Below are 17,056 nucleotides of genomic sequence, written 5' to 3'. Positions count from 1 at the left end.
GTGTCCGTATCCTCACTGGCAGCCATGCCGCAGGCAGTGAACCTGTTGGACGCAGGGTCGCTGCTCGCCACGTTCGGCGCGCTCGGCATCGCGGTCGTGCTGTTCGCGGAGACGGGGCTGCTCGTCGGATTCTTCCTCCCCGGCGACTCCCTGCTCTTCACGGCGGGGCTGCTGAGCGTGCCCGGTAACCACGGCGCGGTCCACCTCTCCTTGCCACAGGTGCTCATCGCTGCCGTGGTCGGCGCACTCCTCGGCGCCCAGACCGGGTACTGGATCGGGCGCCGCGGCGGCCGCGCCCTGCTGGCCCGGAGCCGGGCCAAGCAGCTGCATGCGGGAGCCGCCCGCGCCGAGGAACTTCTCGAACGGTACGGACACGCGCGCGCGATCATGCTGGCGCGCTTCGTCCCTGTGGTGCGCACGGTGCTCAACCCGCTGGCCGGGGCTCTCAACGTACCGGCCCGGCTCTTCACGATCTGGCAGATCGTCGGCGGACTGGTGTGGACCGTCGCACTGGTGCTCGCCGGATACGGGCTGGGGTCGTCGGTACCCAGTGTCGACCGCTATCTGCTGCCGATCGTCGCCGTCGTGGTCATTGTCTCCCTGATCCCGCTCGCCACCGAGCTGATGCGCTCGCGCGGCCGCCGCACCGCTGAAGGAGACCACAGCTGATGCTGCTCGCCTCTGCCGCCACCTCCCTCGACGGTGGCCTCTACACCTGGATCACCGAGCTCGCCCAGCGCTCCCCCGCCGCTCTGGACTCCACGATCCGGCTCTGGTCCGACTTCGGTCTCGCGCTCTTCGCCCTGCTGATGCTCGCGGCCTGGTGGCGGTCCCGCTCCGACACCCCCGCCCGCCTGGCGATGGCACTCTGTGCGCCCCTGGTCGTGGTGGCCGCCTATGTGGCAAACGACCTGCTGAAGATGGCCGTCCATGAACAGCGGCCCTGCCAGACCCTGCATGCGGTCACGGTGGAAGCGTGCCCTCCGCTCGGCGACTGGTCCTTCCCCAGTAATCACGCCGCCATCGCCGCAGCCGCGGCGGTCGCGATCCTGCTGACCGACCGCCGACTCGGCGCCATAGCCGTCCCTGCGGCGCTATTGATGGCCGCGTCCCGGGTCTGGATCGGCGTGCACTATCCGCACGACGTGCTCATCGGGCTGGTCACCGGCGCGCTCGTGGCCTGGCCGCTGACCGTCGCCGCCCGGCGCTGCGCCCCGGTCGTGGTGCGGCTGCGCGAGACCAGACTGCGCCCCCTGGTGGCGGCGCGGTGACCAAGGAGGCTGAGGCCGGGCGCCGGTCCGTTGCGGGCCCGATCGACCCCTGCATCCGTACGGCGCTCGGGGCCGTACTGATCGGGTTCGTCGGTCTCCTCGGTCTGACGGTGGTGGTCCTCACGGCCCGGCACGGGGCCGTGCCGCCCGTCGACCGGGCTGCGCACGCATGGTCCCTGCACCATCGGCCCTCCGCCTTGGTCACGGCGGCCCGGGCGGTCACGGCGACGGGTACGGGCGTGTTCCCGTACGCCGCCGCGGTGGCCGCCGGACTGATCGCGGGCCGGAACCTGCGCCACCGTCTGGGGTACGCGACGGGCGCCCTGGCCTTCCTGCTGCTGGGGCAGGCACTGCGCTACGGGCTGATGGAAGCGATCAGCCGGCCCCGCCCGCCGGTGGGCGACTGGGCGACGCACGCCTCCGGGTTCGCCTTCCCGTCCGGGCACGCGACGACGTCCGCGCTCATGGCGGGACTCCTGGTGGCGGCGATCGGCCACCGGGCATACGGGAGCAGGGCCGGCCGCGTCGCCGCCGTCCTGGTCGGCTGCTGGGCCGCGGCCGTCGGGCTGAGCCGGGTTCTGCTCGGGGTGCACTGGGTGACTGATGTGGTGGCCGGCTGGCTGTTCGCCGCGCTCTGGCTCGGGCTCGGGGCCGCGCTGATACGGACGGCACTGCCCGCACACCGCAGGTGACCTGCCGGTCCCGGTCCCCCCTCACAGAGGTCCAGTGCGATGCCCCGTCCGCCGGTCGTGCCCCTCGTCCGAACCAACCACGTCAAGCGTCCGCCCGCCGTCACGCGTGCACTCGCGCTCCTTCAGCACCGGCTGACATGGGCGATAGTGGCCGCCTACGCCGCCGCGGCCCTGTTACCGCAGGCCGGTCTCGCCATGCGGCAGCTGGATCTCGGCGCGGTGTCCGCACCCGGCGGTGCCCGTACGCCGCTCACGCTGCCGTCGCTCCTCCTCTCCTGGCTGCTCTTCACCGCGGCATTACGGGTGCCTGCCCGGGACCTGCCGCGACTCCTGCGCCGACCGCTGCCGCTGCTGGTCGGAACCTTCGCCAATACGCTGATCCCGCTCGCACTGCTGCCGTGCATGGCGGTGGCGCTCGGGCGGCTCCCCGACACGGACGGCTGCAGCGGGCTTCTCACGGGACTGGCCCTGGTGGGCGCCATGCCGGTTGCGGGCGGCGCCACGGTCTGGGGAAGCCGGGCGGGCGGCAACCAGTCGCTGATCGTCGGTATCGTCCTGACCTCCACGCTCCTGAGCCCGTTCACCATCCCGCTGACGCTCTCGGCCGCCTCGATGGTGACGGTCGGCCACTACGCACAGGACCTGTCGAGGCTGGCTGCGGTGAACGGCGGGGCGTTCGCGGTGATCAGCGTGATCGTGCCGTGTGCCGCCGGGCTCCTCGTCCAGCAGGTGCTGCCCGCCGGGGCGCTCGCCCGGCATCTGCCGTGGATCGGGCTGCTCGGGCTGGTCGACGCGCTGCTGCTGACCTACAGCAATGCGTCGGGCGCACTGGGCGGGTTCCTGCTGAACCCGCGGCCCGCGCTGCTGGTGGCGTCGGTGGTCGTGGCGGCTGTGCTGTGTGCGGCGTCGTTCGCGATCGGCTGGTGCCTGGCCCGTACGGTACGGGCCGACCCGGCCGACACCGTGGCGATCACGCTCACCTGCGGGATGAACAACAGCAGCGCCGGTGCGGTGCTGGCGGCGACGAACCTGTCCGGCAGCCCCCACGTGCTGCTGCCGGTCCTCGCGTACAGCCTGCTCCAGAAATGCGGTGCCGGTCTGGCCGACTCGATGCTGCGCCGCAGGGCCGCCGCGTCCGAAGCGTAAGGGCTGTCCGGTCAGCCGAACTCCTCCCAGTGGAGGGGCCCTCAGTGGCAGGGCGGTTGACGCCCGAGCCACTCACGGGCGGCTGCCAACCCCGCGTCGGGGCCGGTTCCGTAACTCCCGTAGCTTCCCGGAAGGAATCCGGCCGAACCCACCTACCTCCGCCTGCGGCTCGGCGCGAGTCAGCCTGTTGCGACATTGCACAACAGTTAGCCCGGCTACCGGCAACGGCACGCCAACTACCCCACTGCACAGGTCGCGGGGGTGCGCATCGCCGGCAGCCAGTGGGCGATCAGGGAGGCTTCCAGGCCGCGAAGAACGAGTGCAACCAGACGACGATACGCGCGTTCTCGGGTCCGTGGCACTTGGCGAGGGTGCTCATCACCGCCCACACATCGCTCCGGTCCTCGTCCGGGACGGCCTGCCGTCGGGTGAGCCGGCCGCGGAGAACCGGTGGGACCGCGCTGTCACGCACGGGATTGTGCTCGGGTACCCGACGCGCCGCAATACCGGACCGTGCGAAGCTACTGGTTCGGCGGGATTCGGTAGACGGAGACGTGAGAACGCGACTCGGCGGTGAACGCGGCGCCGGCCCAGTCCGCGTGCCTGGTCTCCAGCTCGAATCCGGCCAGCTGAGCCATGAGGTCAAGTTCGGCCGGCCAGATGTAGCGGTGCGGGCTGCGAAACAGCTGAGCCTGCTTCGTGTCGTCGAACGAGAAGTGGTGCGATACGACGTGCTGGCGCAGAACGTCGTAGGTGTCCAAACCGATGTAACCGGGCTCGGAATGCCAGACAGTGGCCGTCTGGCCCGGTGGGAGCTTGCGCAGCTCGGGCACCCAAAGCTCGATCACGAACCGGCCACCGGGCGTGAGGTGGCGACGAGGGCACGGAAATCGAACACCTCCACTCCCGGTGGGGCTCCCACCGACGAGGTGTAGGGCACCTCCGTGACGTCATGCTGTCCGTTTCTGTCCATGGTCTGTCTTCAGCGTAGTGCTCTGACCTCGCTCTTCGCGCCTAGCGTGGAAGGCGATGAGACAGGCGGCGTCTGAAACAGTCCGCGATCCGTCCCGACACCTCCAGACCGGGCAGCCGACCCGGAGGACCCGACGAAGGAGACCAGCGTGCGGTTGGTAGTAGGAATGACGGGCGCCACGGGTGCCGCGATCGGCGTACGGCTTTTGCAGCATCTGGCCGAGCTGTCCTCGGTGGAGACCCACCTGGTGATCAGCCGGTGGGCGCGTAGCACGATCGAGCTGGAGACCGGGCTCACGGTGCGGGAGGTCACCGCCCTCGCCGACGAGGTGTACGCCCCCGAGGACCAGGGCGCCAAGATCTCCTCCGGTTCCTTCCGCACCGACGGCATGGTCATCGTGCCGTGCTCCATGAAGACCCTGGCGGGCATCCGCACCGGGTACGCCGACGGACTGGTGTGCCAGGCGGCCGACGTGGTCCTGAAGGAGCGCGGCCGGCTCGTCCTCGTGGCGCGGGAGACACCGCTGAGCGAGATCCACCTGGAGAACATGCTGGCGCTGTCCCGCATGGGCGCGGCGATCGTGCCGCCCATGCCCGCCTTCTACAACCACCCGCAGACGGTCGACGACATCGTCGAGCACATCACCACCCGCATTCTCGACCAGTTCAACCTGCCCTCGCCCGCGGCCGAACGCTGGGCGGGCATCCGCCCCGCCCGCGCTGCACGCCCCGCGCCGGCCGAACAGAACACCACCACATCGCCTACCTCGCCCAAGGACCCCTCATGGCTTACGACGACCTCCGCAGCTTCCTCGACACCCTCGACCGGGAAGGCCAACTCCTGCGCGTGACCGAGGAGGTGATGCCCGAACCGGACATCGCCGCCGCCGCGAACGCCGTGACCCGCCTGGGCGACACGGCCCCCGCTCTGTACTTCGACAACGTCACGGGCTTCACCGACGCCCGCATCGCGATGAACGTCCACGGCTCGTGGGCCAACCACGCCCTCGCTATGGGGCTGCCGAAGGAGACCGACACCCGGGACCAGGTGGCCGAGTTCATCCGCCGGTGGTGCGAATTCCCCATGACGCCCGAGTGGCGGGACAACCCGCCGTGGGCCGAGAACACCCTGGAGGGCGAGGAGGCCGACATCTTCCGGGTGCTGCCGCTGATCCGCCTCAACGACGGGGACGGCGGCTTCTACATCGACAAGGCGGCGGTGGTCTCCCGGGACCCTGATGACCCCGAGCACAGCGGCAAGCAGAACGTCGGCATCTACCGCATGGAGGTCAAGGGTCCGCGCAAGCTCGCCATGCAGCCGGTGCCCGTGCACGACCTCGCCCTGCAACTGCGCGCGGCGGAGGAACGGGGCGAGGACCTGCCCGTCGCCATCGCGATCGGCAACGACCCGGTCATTTCCATCGTCGCCTCGACCCCGATGAAGTACGACGAGAACGAGTACGAGATGGCGGGCGCGCTGCGCGGTGCCCCGGCCCCGATCACGCGGGCCCCGCTGACCGGGCTGCCAGTGCCGTGGGGCAGCGAGGTCGTCATCGAGGGTGTCGTCGAGGGCCGCAAGCGGGAGATCGAGGGCCCCTTCGGCGAGTTCACCGGGCACTACTCCGGCGGGCGCAGCCTGCCCGTGGTGCGCATCGACCGGATCTCCTACCGGAGAGACCCGATCTTCGAGCACCTCTACCTCGGCAAGCCGTGGACCGAGATCGACTACCTGATGGCGGCCAACACCTGCGTGCCGATCCACCAGGCCCTGACGAAGGACTTTCCCGAGGTCCAGGCGGTCAACGCCCTGTACACGCACGGCATGGTGGTCATCGTCTCGACCCGCAAGCGCTACGGCGGCTTCGCGAAGGCGGTCGGCATGCGGGTGCTGACGACCCCGCACGGCCTGGGCTACGCGGCGACGGTCATCGTCGTCGACGAGGATGTCGACCCGTTCAACCTGCCGCAGGTCATGTGGGCGCTGTCGACGAAGATGAACCCGGCCCGGGACCTGATCAGGATCCCCGACCTGTCCGTCGTGGAACTGGCCCCGCAGGCCGACATCCCCGGCATGGTCGACAAGCTCATCATCGACGCGACCACGCCCGCCGCCCCGGACCAGCGCGGCCACTACAGCACCCCGGTCCGCGACCTGCCCGAGGCCGACGCCTGGCTCGACCGGCTCCGCCAGATCGCCGCCAACCGCTGACACCCCGTCGGTTCCGTTCCACGGAACGACTCCCGACCTACGGAAAGGAAGTACCGCCATGGCCGACTCCGTGATCTGCCCCCGCTGCGCGCACCAGGCCGTCGAACGCGTCTTCGCCTCACCCGTCCCAGGTGCGTGGGAGGTACTGAACTGCGAACAGTGCCTGTACATGTGGCGCACCAGCGAACCCACCCGCCGCACCCGCCGGGAGGACTACCCCGAAGAGTTCCGCCTGACCCCCGAGGACATCGCGAACACCGCCGAGGTCCCCTCCATCCCACCCCTGCGCCCCCGCGGCTGACCCGGGCGGACCCTGCCCTCCGCCCCCGCAGGACGGAGGGTACGGGCGGCCACCTGGCCCGGCACCGGCCCCACCGTCTTTTCCCGGAGCCCGGCCCGTGTCCAGCGTCCAGCAGCCGAACGGGATCCACAGGGCCAACGAACAGGCGCCGCCGAATCTCGACCCGCATGGCACGAATGCCCAACGCCCTGACACTTCCGTGTCCAACCACAACCATCCACCCGCGACAAGGCAGGGTCATCCATGTCCGAGCAGTTCGATGTCGAGCCACTGGGCGACCACGAATACCTCGTACGCGCCCACCTCCGCGAAGAAGTGATCGAATCACGCTTCCAGGCCAGCCCGGCGGTGCTGGACGAACTCCGGCTCCCGAAGGCCGACGAGCAGCGCGTGGTGCGGGAGGCCGCGCTCTTCCTGGCCGAGCGGCAGCCGGTCATCGACTTCCCGCAGATGGTCGACCTCGACGACCTCATCGCCGTCTACGACGACTTCCTCGACCCCTGGAGTTGAGACCATTGTTTCACCGGTGATTGTGGCCCGGAGGCCGTCTCTGTGCCTCTGGTTTCACGGCGAGGGACCGGCCTGGCCAGGCCGGTGCGGCGGGGCGGTATGCCCTGCTGTTCAGGCCATCTGTGGGTGGTCGGGCGCGCGGTTCTGCTGGAGTAGCCGGTTGCCTGGGGCGGGGGTTGGGCGCGGACGTCCGGCCGTTGGATGGGCGTGTACGGTCGTCGAGGTGAACGCAGCTGCTTCTTCTGACCCGCGTCGTCTAGGAGTTCCCAAGGAGATCGTGGATCAGGGTGCACGTACCCTGCACCATGCCTGCAGGTCCCTGGGCGCATTCGTTGAGAGTCTCGCCGAAGGGATATCGACCGGTGGGATGTCACCGGCCGATGCCGGCTGGGTCAGCGCTTCACATCACCGACACCGCGCAGCCCGCCGCCGGTTGTGGGCCTGGGCGGGCTGGAACACGCAACTCACTCTCGGCAACATCCTCGATCACGTCCAGTCGATCCAGCGGACGCTGGTGGGCGAGCCCGTGGCCATATGGTCACTCGTCTCGCTCTCACGCGTCGTGCAGGAGGGCACCGTCCGGGTGTGCCATCTCTATGAGGCCGGGCTCAGCCCGGAACAGCGCGCCGTGCGTATGGCGGCTGCGTGGCTCAATGGAGCCCGGCAGCATCAGATCGCGGCCAAGGACGTCGGCCCTGAAGCAGTCCCGGAGGCGGACAAGATCTGGGAGTACGCCGAGCGCACCGTCCAGCGTGCCGGGATGACGATCGAACAGGACAGTAAGGGCCGTCCGAACTCCGCCGTGCTGGGTTCGGTCAAGGGGCCGTTCGCGGTGAACCTCACCGCTATCGCCGGGAACCGGCCGACTCATCTTCCAGCCTGGTATCGCATATCCTCCGCCGCGTCCCACAGCACCGTGTGGATGGTTGCTCAAGCGTCCAGTTTCGACGAGGACGGCCAGCTGGTCATGCGCGCCGATCCGGAGATCGTCACCGCGGCGGTTCTGGCCGTGCTGGGTGCGTTCGAGGACTTCGTCCAGACCCTGGGCACGTACCACGGCAAGGATCCGCAGCAGGCGTTGCTGACCATCCGGCGACGGACCCTCTCAGTTCTCGAGCGTCAACGCAGGTGGCGCAAGCAGGCCGAGGAAGACGCGCGCCTCCTCCTCGACGACGAGCGCGCCTAGCCCGCTCTGACCAGGCTGTGCCGCGCCTGTGCGCTCCACGGCGCTCCGGCAGGACGGGCACCGTGCGGGCACGGCCGACGGGCGGGGCGCGGGTCGGTATCCACCCTGGGTGGACCTCCCGGGCAACCTCGGTGACCTCGTCGTTCCCGTAGGCGAGCGGCCGTTGGCAGGACGGTCAACTGCACGGTTCCACCGGAGTACGCCTCGATATGCCACCGGGCATGTCAGTACAGGAGGGCTTCAACGGCCCTGCATGACCGGTACCGCTCCCGGCGCCCTGGAAGCAGCGCCGTGCCGTGCGAGCGTCAGGTGGTGGTGGGCCACGTCCGCAGCAGCGTGGCGATCCTCGCGGCGGTGCAGGCGGAATCGAGGAGAAGGTCTTTGAGAGCGATGGCGTCGTCGCGGGTGGGCTTGACGGGGATACCGGCGGCTTCGAGATACATGACGCCCGTGGCGGCGGCCACGGCCATGTTGGAGCGCTCGAGCCAGCGGCACCGGCCGAGGTTGTCCACGAGTGCTGCGGCTTTGGCGTAGGGGCCGTCGTAGACGGGCTGCTCGAAGAGTTCGGCCCGGTGGCGGGCGACAGCGGCAACGGGGACGCCGTAGTCGTCGGGGGCGGGATCGTCCGCGCCGGCCACCTCGGCGACCTGCAGGATCCAGGGAACGTCGATGTGCAGTTCCATCACGCGGCGCGCACTCCCGCAGGCGTCTGCTGGGCATCCTCGGCCTCGTCGAAGACCGCCTGGTGCTCGGACAGGAAGCGGGCGGCGGCGTCCACCGCGCGGGCGCGCAGGCCGCTGGCGTCGTCCTGCACGAGGCGGGCGAGGTAGTCCCCGATGCTCAGTCCGAGGTCAGCGGCGCGCTTCTTCGCAAGTTCCGCGACGTCCTGATTCACGCGTGCGCCCAGCTGTGTCTTGGCCATACCCCACATGGTAACACCTGTTACCAGCCTGTCCAGGCAACTGCGGAAGCGGCGGTCTCGCCCCTCCAGCCCCCGTCGAAGAGGGCCGCAACCAGGCGCTCTTGCCCGGTGGGCAGCCGATGGGACCACAGGTGGGCTCGATGCATTGTGGGGCTGCGCACAGAGTCGCAGGTTCACGTGCCCTCGGGCATCAAGGGACGCGGCGGGCATGGGCAGGGGCGGGCGGCGGGTGCGGCCGACAGCAGACTTGAGGACTGTGGGGAGCGGGAACATCTGATGGGCGTCGTGGGCGAAAGTCTCGGTCATGCAGTGGCGGCCGCGGCTACCCGGCCGATCCCGAGATCGGCGGGCGCGCAGGTGCGGTTCCTGGTGAAACGGCTGAAGGGCACCAGGCCGGTGGCCGACTTGCTGGGGGTGTCCCAGCGCACCATCGAGCGGTACATCAGGGAGCAGATCAAGACGCCGCGTGCACAGCTCGCGGCCCGGCTCGCCGATGAGGTCCGCACACGGTGGCAGCCGCGGGTGAAGGAGAACGCGAAGAAGAACGCGGCCGTCTCCACCGGCATCGTCGTGGAAACGAGAGCGCGGTTCGGGTTCACCGCCGCACCGGGCAGCACGGACGACGGACGCATCCGGCGCATCACCCAGCACCTTCCCGCCACCTACGCAGCCCGCCTCTTCGACGCACAGGCCGCCGGTGCCCCGGAGCAGCAGCTCCAGGCCGTCCTCGCCGAAGGACTCCAGCAGGAGTACTTCAAGGACCGCGGCCGCCGTGCCGACGGGCTCCTGGTCGAATTCACCGACATCGACTACGTAGAACTCAGCTTCTGACACAGCAACGAAGCCCGCACGGGCAGCAGGGGCGCTGAGCCGAAGCACGATAGGTGTCACACCGGCAGGTCTGTTGTCACAGAGCACCCCGTCGGTGGTCTTCGCTTAGTACTGCAACCGCATTTGGGGATTGTGGCCTCGACGTTTGTAGTGGGAGCGGCGGGCTCGGGCCTGGCTGCGTCGTCGAAAGCGTGACCAGTGCAGATGGTGCTCGTTGGTCTGGTGACGGGGCTTGACGAGGTGGCCCATCAACCGGCGGATCTCCGGGACGCTGAGGGGTATGAGGTCTTGCTCGTCGTCTGCGGTGCCCCTTTTGCGGCTTCTGCGGCGCGGACGGCAGCCAGGTAGGCGAGTGCGGCCATGGCCAGGGTGATGTGCCGGTACCACGCCCGGTAGAGCCTGACCTGGTAGTGGTCCAGGCCGCACTCGCCCTTCGCGGTCTGGAAGCACTCCTCCACTGCCCACCTCGTGGCGGCCACCCTGACCAGGTCTTTCAGCCGGGAGATGGCCGGTCCGTAGCAGACGTAGTAAGCGATCTCGGTGGGGTCGCTGACACTGCGGCGGGCCAGGACCCAGTGCCCGAATCCCTCTTCCCAGCAGGGGCGGATTGCGACGCGGGCCCAGTCGTAGATCCGTTCCCCGTGCGCGCCCTGCCCGCCCGACAGACGCTTCCAGCGTTGCTGTGGCAGCGCGGCGATGAGGTCGTCGACGCGCGACTCGGCCCAACTGGTGGTGATCACGGTGTCGTTGACCTTGGTGGCCAGGACATGCGCGATCTTGCGTTCCTCCAGCCAGGCCCGCGTGTGCTTGACCTGCCCGTATGCCTCGTCCGCGGTCACCCAGGAGAACGGAACGCCGGCGTCGATGGCGCGTTGCAGCATCTGCCGGAAGTGCTCGTTCTTGGTCGCGAAGGGTACCTCGTCGTCGATCCCGGCAGCGCGGCAGCGGTCCCGGTCATCGGTCCAGGAAGACGGCAGGTAGAGCTCCCGGTCGATCAGGGCTCGCCCCTTCGCCGAGGCGTAGGCCAGGAAGGTCCCGATCTGGCAGTTCTCGGTCCGGCCCGGGACTTGCAATTGAATAACTGTCAGATTTGATCTGAAGCATCGTCATCGTCAGGGTGCCGGTGGGAGGCTGTGGCATGGCTACGCATCCGCAACCCCGTACAGCGGCCGAAGCCCTGCAGACAAAGTTCGACCAGATCCTGCCGCACCTTGATGAGCGCCGTCGTCGGCTCTATCTGGCCAGCGAGGCCACCGCGATCGGCCACGGCGGCATCGCTCTGGTGGCGACGGCCTCCGGTACCAGCACCGCCACCATCGCACGCGGCATCGTCGAACTGGCCGGGCAGCCTGCACCGACCCGTCGGATCCGGGTTCCGGGAGGCGGCCGCAAGCCTTTGACGGCCACCGATTCCGGTCTACTGCCGGCACTCGAGGCGTTGATCGAGCCGCACACTCGCGGCGATCCCGTCTCCCCGCTGCGCTGGACCACGCTGTCGCTGCGCGCCTTGGCATCGTCCTTGACCGACCAGGGCCACCCGGTCAGCGCCACGACCGTCGGGCACCTGCTGCACAACCTGGGCTACAGCCTGCAGGGCACCGCGAAGACCCACGAGGGCGTCGGCCATCCGGACCGCGACGCCCAGTTCGCCCACCTGAACCGCACCGCCGCCGCCTTCCTCAACGACAACCAGCCGGTGATCAGTATCGACACCAAGGCCAAAGAGTGGCTCGGCGACCGCGACCGGCCCGGCCGCACCTGGCGACCGGGCGGAAACCCGATCAAAGTGGACTGCCACACTTTCATCACAAGCGACCAGCCGGTAGTCATCCCCTTCGGGATCTACGACATCGCCCACAACAGCGGCTGGGTCAACGTCGGAACCGACCATGACACCTCCGAGTTCGCGGTGGAGTCCATCCGCCGCTGGTGGCAGCACCGCGGACAAGCTGACCACCCGGACGCCACCCGGCTGCTGATCACCGCCGACTCCGGCGGCTCCAACGATCCCCGCCGCTGGACATGGAAGAAGCACCTGCACGCCTTCGCGCAGGAGAGTGGGCTCGAGATCACGGTCTGCCACTTCCCACCTGGCACATCAAAGGTCGGGTAGCCGGAGGGATTCGCACCCTCCGGCTCCCACAGATCCGTACGTGACGATCTCTCGTCATACGGCTCTTGTCGTCCTGCTCACCAGGCCAAGGAGGGGGAACTGACCCACCTCCACTGCGCGAACATCCCAGGGCGGCGCTTGGCTGCCCTCTGGAAGGCCGCGATGGCCTTCCTCATCGCGCGAAACCGTCTGTACTTGTTGCGGAGCCAGCGCACCAGGTAGGCGTTGATGCGCATCAGGAGCGGATACAAGGCCGATCGGTAGAACCGGCCGTAGTACTGCATCCAGCCCGCGACGATCGGATTGATCCGCTGCGCGAGTTCTTCCACAGTGAGGTTGACCCGCCGATGGAGCCGCCAGGAGCGGACCTCCTCGCCGAGTCGTTTGAGGGCGTCCCTGCTGACCGCGGGACGGAACGACCATCTGATGCGGCCGTTCTTGTCCCGCATCTGGCGCTGCTGGAACGTGAATCCCAGGAACGTGAAAGACGTGTGCTCGTACGAACCACGCCGCAACCCGTCCTGGCAGTACACGAGCCGGGTCTTGGCCGGGTGCAGACGCAGCCCGCTCTCGGCCATCCTGTCCGAGAGCGCGGCCAGCACCTGGCGGGCCTGGCGCTCGGTGACGCAGTGCACGACCGCATCGTCCGCATAGCGTTCGAACGAGACAGCCGGGAACTCCCGCGCCATCCAGACGTCGAACGCGTAGTGCAGGAACAGGTTCGCCAAAACGGGAGAAACCGGGGCTCCTTGTGGCGTCCCGTACTTCCGTTCCAGCAGGGTGCCGTCGGGCATCTTGAGCGGGGCAGCAAGCCACCTCCGCACATACAGCTTCACCCAAACCGCGTCGGTGTGCGTTGCCACCGCCTTGACCAGGAGGTCCCAGGGCACACTGTCGAAGAACTGGGAAATGTCGAACTCGACAACCCAGTCCCGTTTCCAGCTGCGTTCCCGACACTTCTCCACGGCGTCCAAGGCGGACCGTCCGGGCCGGTATCCGAAGCTGTCCGGATGGAAAATAGGATCCGCCCGCCGCACCAGATGCCGGGCCACGACAGTCTGAGCCACACGATCAGCGACGGCGGGAATCCCGAGGATTCTTTCGCCGCCTCCATGTGGCTTGGGAATGGCCACCGCACGCACCGGTGGAGGAAAGTAGGAGCCCGACGACATCCGGTTCCAGACCTTGTAGAGGTTGTTCTTCAGGTCTTTCTCGAAGTCGGCGATGCTCTGTCCGTCCACTCCCGGTGCCCCCTTGTTAGCCCTGACTTCCTCCCATGCTTCCTTGACTTCCCACTTTGAGATATCAAACGGCTTGGCCTGTGACTTCAACTGGCTCACCGAACTCCTTCCGGACACCGTCCGGTTGATGCGATCAACTCAGTCACGGACGACCCGGCCCCTTCGCTCCACCCCCGTTACAGGGGCTTCTCCACTACTACGAGCCGGTCCGCCGGCGCGTCCCGCATCGGTACTCGGCCCCTTCACGGCACAACCGCTCGGGGTGCTCCCTCTCGCCCGCCCCTACCAGGACGGGCTGTATCGGTACGCGCCTTCTCCTGTTCCACATGACCGCAGCAGATCAGGTTCACGTCGTCTCCATGCCGGACACCACCTGGCCAGTCGGCGGGCTCCCGCCAGGCTTATCCCGGGGCGGTTCCAAGCTCCCCGGTTTTGATGTCGTCGGAATCTTTTCGACACGTCAGCAACGATTCACTTGCGTTCGTCTCCCTGATCCCCACCTGACGCCTCTTGGGCGCCTTTTCCTCATCGCTCACCACGACAGTCTTCGGCTAACGCGGCATGAGGCGGTTTGAAGTCTCCCCCCGCAGGGCGACTTCGAAGGGCCAATCCTTCATCGGTCACGCAGCACTGCTTCGAGTAACTCGTCCTACATCGAATTCCCCTCTGCATTCAGGACACACTGGAACAAGATAGAACACCGGATGTTCTGCCACATCACCGCGAACTGGCGAGGACGGCCGCTGACCAGCTACGAGGTCGCCCTCGAGACCATCGCCGCAACGACCACCACGACCGGGCTTTCGATCGGGGCCGAACTCGACACCGGTAGCTACCACCTTGGCACGACCGTCACGCCAGCCGAGTTCCACGCTCTGCCGATCACACCGAGCACGTTCCACGGCGACTGGAACTACACCCTCGCACCTGCCCCGCCCAAGCCTCCCGAGGCGCCACGGACTCGTCGCCGGATCGACCCGGCCCTGACCGAACTGCTCACCGACCCGGCCCTGACGGGCATGGCCCGCTCCGACTTCGACCACTTGGTGGCGGTCTCGGAGCCGTACTGGGACGCCTTGGCCGAGGCAGCATTCCAACGACGCTTTCACCGTCCGCGCAGCTATCTCCACCCGCAGACCAGCAGCCTGGACCACTACCACCGACTGCTGACAGCGTTGTTACGCCGCCGCAGAGCATCGACGAGTACGCTCCTGGCCCACTTGCTGGGCGTCACCCGCACCAACCTGTCCAATCAGTTCCAGGACGGGCACCGTCTCCTGGACCTGCACAAAATCACCGTCAAGCCATTGCCCGGAGCGCCCGCCCGCACCCTGGAGCAACTGAAGGCCCGTGGGACGCCTATCGAAAGACACCCCACAGATCAAATCTGACAGTTATTCAATTACAAGCCCCCGCGGTGCCCGAGTACTGCCGCTGGACACCGGCGGACTTGGTGCCCTTCTTCAAAAAGCCGGTGTCGTCGCAGATCAGGACGCCGTCCGCACTGCCGATGGTCTCCACGACGAAGTCGCGGATGTCGTCGCGGACGGCGTTCTCGTCCCAGTCGGAGTGGTTGAGCAGGCGCTGGACGCCGTCGGGGCGCAGCTGCCCGACCTGCTCCGACAGCGTCCACCCGTTCTTTTTCTCAAGCGGCGCGAGCAACCCGTTCAGGTAGTCCGACGCCCGCTCGCGGGGCTCCGACCTGCCGAAACGATGGGCGAACCGGGCATGGAGCCCGGCTACCCCCTCGGACCACGACTCGACCTGCTCAACCGTCAACGATTCATCGCACAGTCGGAACAACGAGCCAATCCGGCACCTGTCACGGCAGATGCGGTTGCAGTACTAGAACGCTCAGGGGCCATCTACAGCGCTCAATCGCACAAGGACGGCGACACGAGGTGTGACATTGAGCCGCAGGTGGCGAGCCGTGCGCACAGGACCGCTGGTCAGGCGGAGTGATTGATTCGTAGTTGGCGGATCCGTTGCCTGGTAGTTGGCGAGTACCTGGCGGATTGCTTCGGATTGTCAGCTCAGGAAGGGGCGGGGTGTCAGTCCATCCCGGGTGGGGGCGGTGCAGAAGAGAAGGCCCGGAACATCAGCTTCTGGCATGCCAGTCTGCGCAGTCCTTGGCGATCCGGGCCCCGGTCTCCCTCGAGCTGGACGCCGAGATCGCCCTGCTGGAGGCGACTCGATCCTTTCACGAAATCGAGTCTCCAATCGAACCGGGGCGGTTCACCGAAGTCGTTGATCCCGGACGGCGCGAGCTGCTGCTAGAAGTTCCTCAAAGCGCCGAAGTCAGTAGGCAGCATCCCGTCCCGCCGAGGGAGTGGACCCCGACAATGCCCATGGGCAGGTCCAGGCCACTGGCCGTTCCCGCCAGCCGGAGGACATCGTCGCCGACACCGCGAACGTCGCCGCGGCTGGAGATCGGGGCGCCTGGCCAGACGTGGCCAGCCAGCTGCTCGGCGCACTGCAGATCGAGGGAGCTCAGTCCGCTGAGCACGACATGCGACGGCTTCCTGCCGTTCGGCAGGCCGGTGGGGACGCCGGCAAGGTCCATCGCGACGGTGGGCTGGGACGGGACGGCTGGGTTGACCAGTGAGCATGCCTGCAGGATGGGGTGGCCGCCGTCTGGCGTCCCTGGTTGCAGCATCAGGGCGCTTGCTCCCCCGCGCATGTGCGGCAGGTCGTCGCAGCGGAGCAGCCCCAGGGCTTGTGTCAGGACGCCGTGGACCAGATCGACGCCGCAGACCACGACAGAGTCGGCCCGGTCGAGTGCTATGAGGTCCTGGGCCAGCCCGAGGGCGGTCATGCTGGCCCCGGAGGAACCTATGAGGACGAACAGCTCGCTGAAGCCAAGCTGGCCCGCCAGTGAGCGGATGGCACCTTCCAAGGGCGGACCGGGGTCACGGGGAGACACCTCGGCGAGCAACGACTCGCCCGCGTCGGCGAGCATGGAACCCACGATCAGTGCGGTATGCCGGCCGCCGACGGGGGCCAGCGTTTCGATTACCTGGCTGGCCAGCTCCGCGCACGACACGCCCTCGCTTTGGTGCGTCCGCTGGACATAGGCGGTCACGGTAAGGGCTGGCGCGGTGTCGGCTCGCCGGCCTCCGAGCCACAATTCCGCTGTCGCGTGCGCCGTGGCACCATCGGCCGTCGCGTCGGCAGCCACCAGCACCACCTGCTCGGCACGCCCGGCCGTCAACCACACCTCAGCCAGAGTCCGAGCTCGCTCGAGGTCGGCGGGGACACTGACGACCGGCCCCCAAGCTTGCAGCTTCTCCGCGATGCTCTTCGCCACCCGGCCCACCGGAAAGTAGGCGATCGCCCGGAAGAGATCGGTCGGCGCCCGCTCCCCGAGGCTCATCCGCTGGGCGACATCGGCTGTGCGCCGGGCCACCATATGCTGGTCGCCACGCTCGGTGGCGAGGATCAGCCCGAGGTGGCCGCCCTCGGCGAGATCCGGTGCGCTGGCACGAAGCTTGGCTACGGCACGCCTGGCCGCGCGGGTCACGTGCAAGCCACGACCGAACTGCCGGGCCCGCAGCACCGCTGTGGCAGCGTCGGAGGAAATCCCGTTCGGAAGCGGTCCCAGATCATCCGCACCTTCCTCGGCGAATCCACACGATGCCCGCTCGACGGCCGACAATCTCATA

At 68.2% G+C, this 17,056-nt stretch carries 15 protein-coding genes and 5 pseudogenes; 12 read left to right on the top strand and 8 right to left on the bottom strand.

Annotated elements, in window-relative coordinates; genetic code table 11:
- Positions 1-24 precede the first annotated feature (24 nt).
- Genes OH809_RS39745 through OH809_RS39730 form a run of 4 tightly spaced genes read left to right on the top strand, consistent with a single transcriptional unit; the run spans position 25 to position 3,109 of the window.
- Positions 25-669, top strand: a complete 645-nt coding sequence (locus tag OH809_RS39745) for a DedA family protein (protein WP_406416215.1) — start codon at positions 25-27, stop codon at positions 667-669.
- Positions 669-1,271 carry a phosphatase PAP2 family protein gene (locus OH809_RS39740; RefSeq protein WP_406416216.1) on the top strand — a complete coding sequence of 201 codons (603 nt, stop codon included), beginning with the start codon at positions 669-671 and terminating at the stop codon, positions 1,269-1,271. Before OH809_RS39745 ends, OH809_RS39740 begins: the two co-directional genes overlap by 1 nt.
- The gene (locus OH809_RS39735; RefSeq protein WP_406416218.1) at positions 1,268-1,963 is read left to right on the top strand and encodes a phosphatase PAP2 family protein; all 696 of its coding nucleotides are present in this window, start codon (positions 1,268-1,270) and stop codon (positions 1,961-1,963) included. Before OH809_RS39740 ends, OH809_RS39735 begins: the two co-directional genes overlap by 4 nt.
- A 39-nt stretch (positions 1,964-2,002) precedes the next feature.
- Entirely contained in the window at positions 2,003-3,109 is a 1,107-nt protein-coding gene (locus tag OH809_RS39730) for a bile acid:sodium symporter family protein (protein ID WP_406416220.1), read from the top strand.
- A 289-nt stretch (positions 3,110-3,398) separates the two neighbouring features.
- Here OH809_RS39730 and OH809_RS39725 read toward each other — a convergent pair whose 3' ends face one another.
- Together OH809_RS39725 and OH809_RS39720 are read right to left on the bottom strand one after the other, a co-directional pair.
- Positions 3,399-3,581: a hypothetical protein gene (locus tag OH809_RS39725; RefSeq protein WP_406416222.1), complete on the bottom strand. Its 183-nt coding sequence runs from the start codon at positions 3,579-3,581 to the stop codon at positions 3,399-3,401.
- 49 nt (positions 3,582-3,630) lie between these two features.
- A pseudogene (locus OH809_RS39720) lies at positions 3,631-3,984 on the bottom strand (SAM-dependent methyltransferase); the annotation flags it as partial.
- Positions 3,985-4,230: 246 nt separating this feature from the next.
- On the opposite strand from OH809_RS39720, the gene OH809_RS39715 reads away from it, so the two are divergent.
- From OH809_RS39715 to OH809_RS39695, 5 genes are all read left to right on the top strand, one after another.
- Complete coding sequence (locus tag OH809_RS39715) at positions 4,231-4,932, top strand: non-oxidative hydroxyarylic acid decarboxylases subunit B (protein ID WP_406516160.1); 702 nt, start codon at positions 4,231-4,233, stop codon at positions 4,930-4,932.
- Positions 4,866-6,290, top strand: coding sequence for a non-oxidative hydroxyarylic acid decarboxylases subunit C (locus OH809_RS39710; RefSeq protein WP_406516159.1), 1,425 nt, complete (start codon positions 4,866-4,868; stop codon positions 6,288-6,290). The genes OH809_RS39715 and OH809_RS39710 overlap by 67 nt, the downstream gene beginning before the upstream one ends.
- Positions 6,291-6,348: 58 nt before the next feature.
- A complete protein-coding gene (locus OH809_RS39705; RefSeq protein ID WP_406416227.1) occupies positions 6,349-6,591 on the top strand; it encodes a non-oxidative hydroxyarylic acid decarboxylases subunit D in 243 nt (80 codons plus the stop codon).
- Between the two features lie 243 nt (positions 6,592-6,834).
- Complete coding sequence (locus OH809_RS39700) at positions 6,835-7,101, top strand: hypothetical protein (protein ID WP_406416229.1); 267 nt, start codon at positions 6,835-6,837, stop codon at positions 7,099-7,101.
- A 367-nt stretch (positions 7,102-7,468) separates the two neighbouring features.
- On the top strand, positions 7,469-8,287 hold the full coding sequence (locus OH809_RS39695; protein ID WP_406516158.1) for a hypothetical protein: 819 nt from the start codon (positions 7,469-7,471) through the stop codon (positions 8,285-8,287).
- Between the two features lie 305 nt (positions 8,288-8,592).
- Here OH809_RS39695 and OH809_RS39690 read toward each other — a convergent pair whose 3' ends face one another.
- The gene (locus OH809_RS39690; protein ID WP_313941824.1) at positions 8,593-8,970 is read right to left on the bottom strand and encodes a fic family toxin-antitoxin system, toxin component; all 378 of its coding nucleotides are present in this window, start codon (positions 8,968-8,970) and stop codon (positions 8,593-8,595) included.
- On the bottom strand, positions 8,970-9,209 hold the full coding sequence (locus tag OH809_RS39685; protein ID WP_406416232.1) for a hypothetical protein: 240 nt from the start codon (positions 9,207-9,209) through the stop codon (positions 8,970-8,972). Before OH809_RS39685 ends, OH809_RS39690 begins: the two co-directional genes overlap by 1 nt.
- Before the next feature lie 276 nt (positions 9,210-9,485).
- Here OH809_RS39685 and tpg point away from each other — a divergent pair, with 276 nt between their 5' ends.
- The gene (tpg, locus tag OH809_RS39680) at positions 9,486-10,040 is read left to right on the top strand and encodes a telomere-protecting terminal protein Tpg (RefSeq protein WP_406424720.1); all 555 of its coding nucleotides are present in this window, start codon (positions 9,486-9,488) and stop codon (positions 10,038-10,040) included.
- A 248-nt stretch (positions 10,041-10,288) separates the two neighbouring features.
- Here tpg and OH809_RS39675 read toward each other — a convergent pair.
- Positions 10,289-11,101, bottom strand: a pseudogene (locus OH809_RS39675) (IS701 family transposase); the annotation flags it as partial.
- 77 nt (positions 11,102-11,178) lie between these two features.
- Between OH809_RS39675 and OH809_RS39670 the strand changes: the two are divergent.
- Positions 11,179-12,144 (top strand): annotated as a pseudogene (locus tag OH809_RS39670) (ISAzo13 family transposase); the annotation flags it as partial.
- Between the two features lie 86 nt (positions 12,145-12,230).
- Here OH809_RS39670 and ltrA read toward each other — a convergent pair.
- Positions 12,231-13,493 carry a group II intron reverse transcriptase/maturase gene (ltrA, locus tag OH809_RS39665; protein ID WP_406416234.1) on the bottom strand — a complete coding sequence of 421 codons (1,263 nt, stop codon included), beginning with the start codon at positions 13,491-13,493 and terminating at the stop codon, positions 12,231-12,233.
- A 584-nt stretch (positions 13,494-14,077) separates the two neighbouring features.
- Here ltrA and OH809_RS39660 point away from each other — a divergent pair.
- Positions 14,078-14,805 (top strand): annotated as a pseudogene (locus OH809_RS39660) (ISAzo13-like element transposase-related protein); the annotation flags it as partial.
- Here OH809_RS39660 and OH809_RS39655 read toward each other — a convergent pair.
- A pseudogene (locus OH809_RS39655) lies at positions 14,805-15,173 on the bottom strand (transposase); the annotation flags it as partial. The pseudogenes OH809_RS39660 and OH809_RS39655 sit on opposite strands and share 1 nt — an antisense overlap.
- A gap of 505 nt (positions 15,174-15,678) precedes the next feature.
- The gene (locus tag OH809_RS39650; RefSeq protein ID WP_406416235.1) at positions 15,679-17,049 is read right to left on the bottom strand and encodes a hypothetical protein; all 1,371 of its coding nucleotides are present in this window, start codon (positions 17,047-17,049) and stop codon (positions 15,679-15,681) included.
- Positions 17,050-17,056 lie beyond the last annotated feature (7 nt).

Source organism: Streptomyces sp. NBC_00873, assembly GCF_045207415.1.
In the GTDB taxonomy this organism is placed as follows: Bacteria; Actinomycetota; Actinomycetes; order Streptomycetales; family Streptomycetaceae; genus Streptomyces.
The sequence above is the reverse complement of the archived record's forward strand: the minus strand, read 5'-3'. Positions and strand labels throughout refer to the sequence as shown.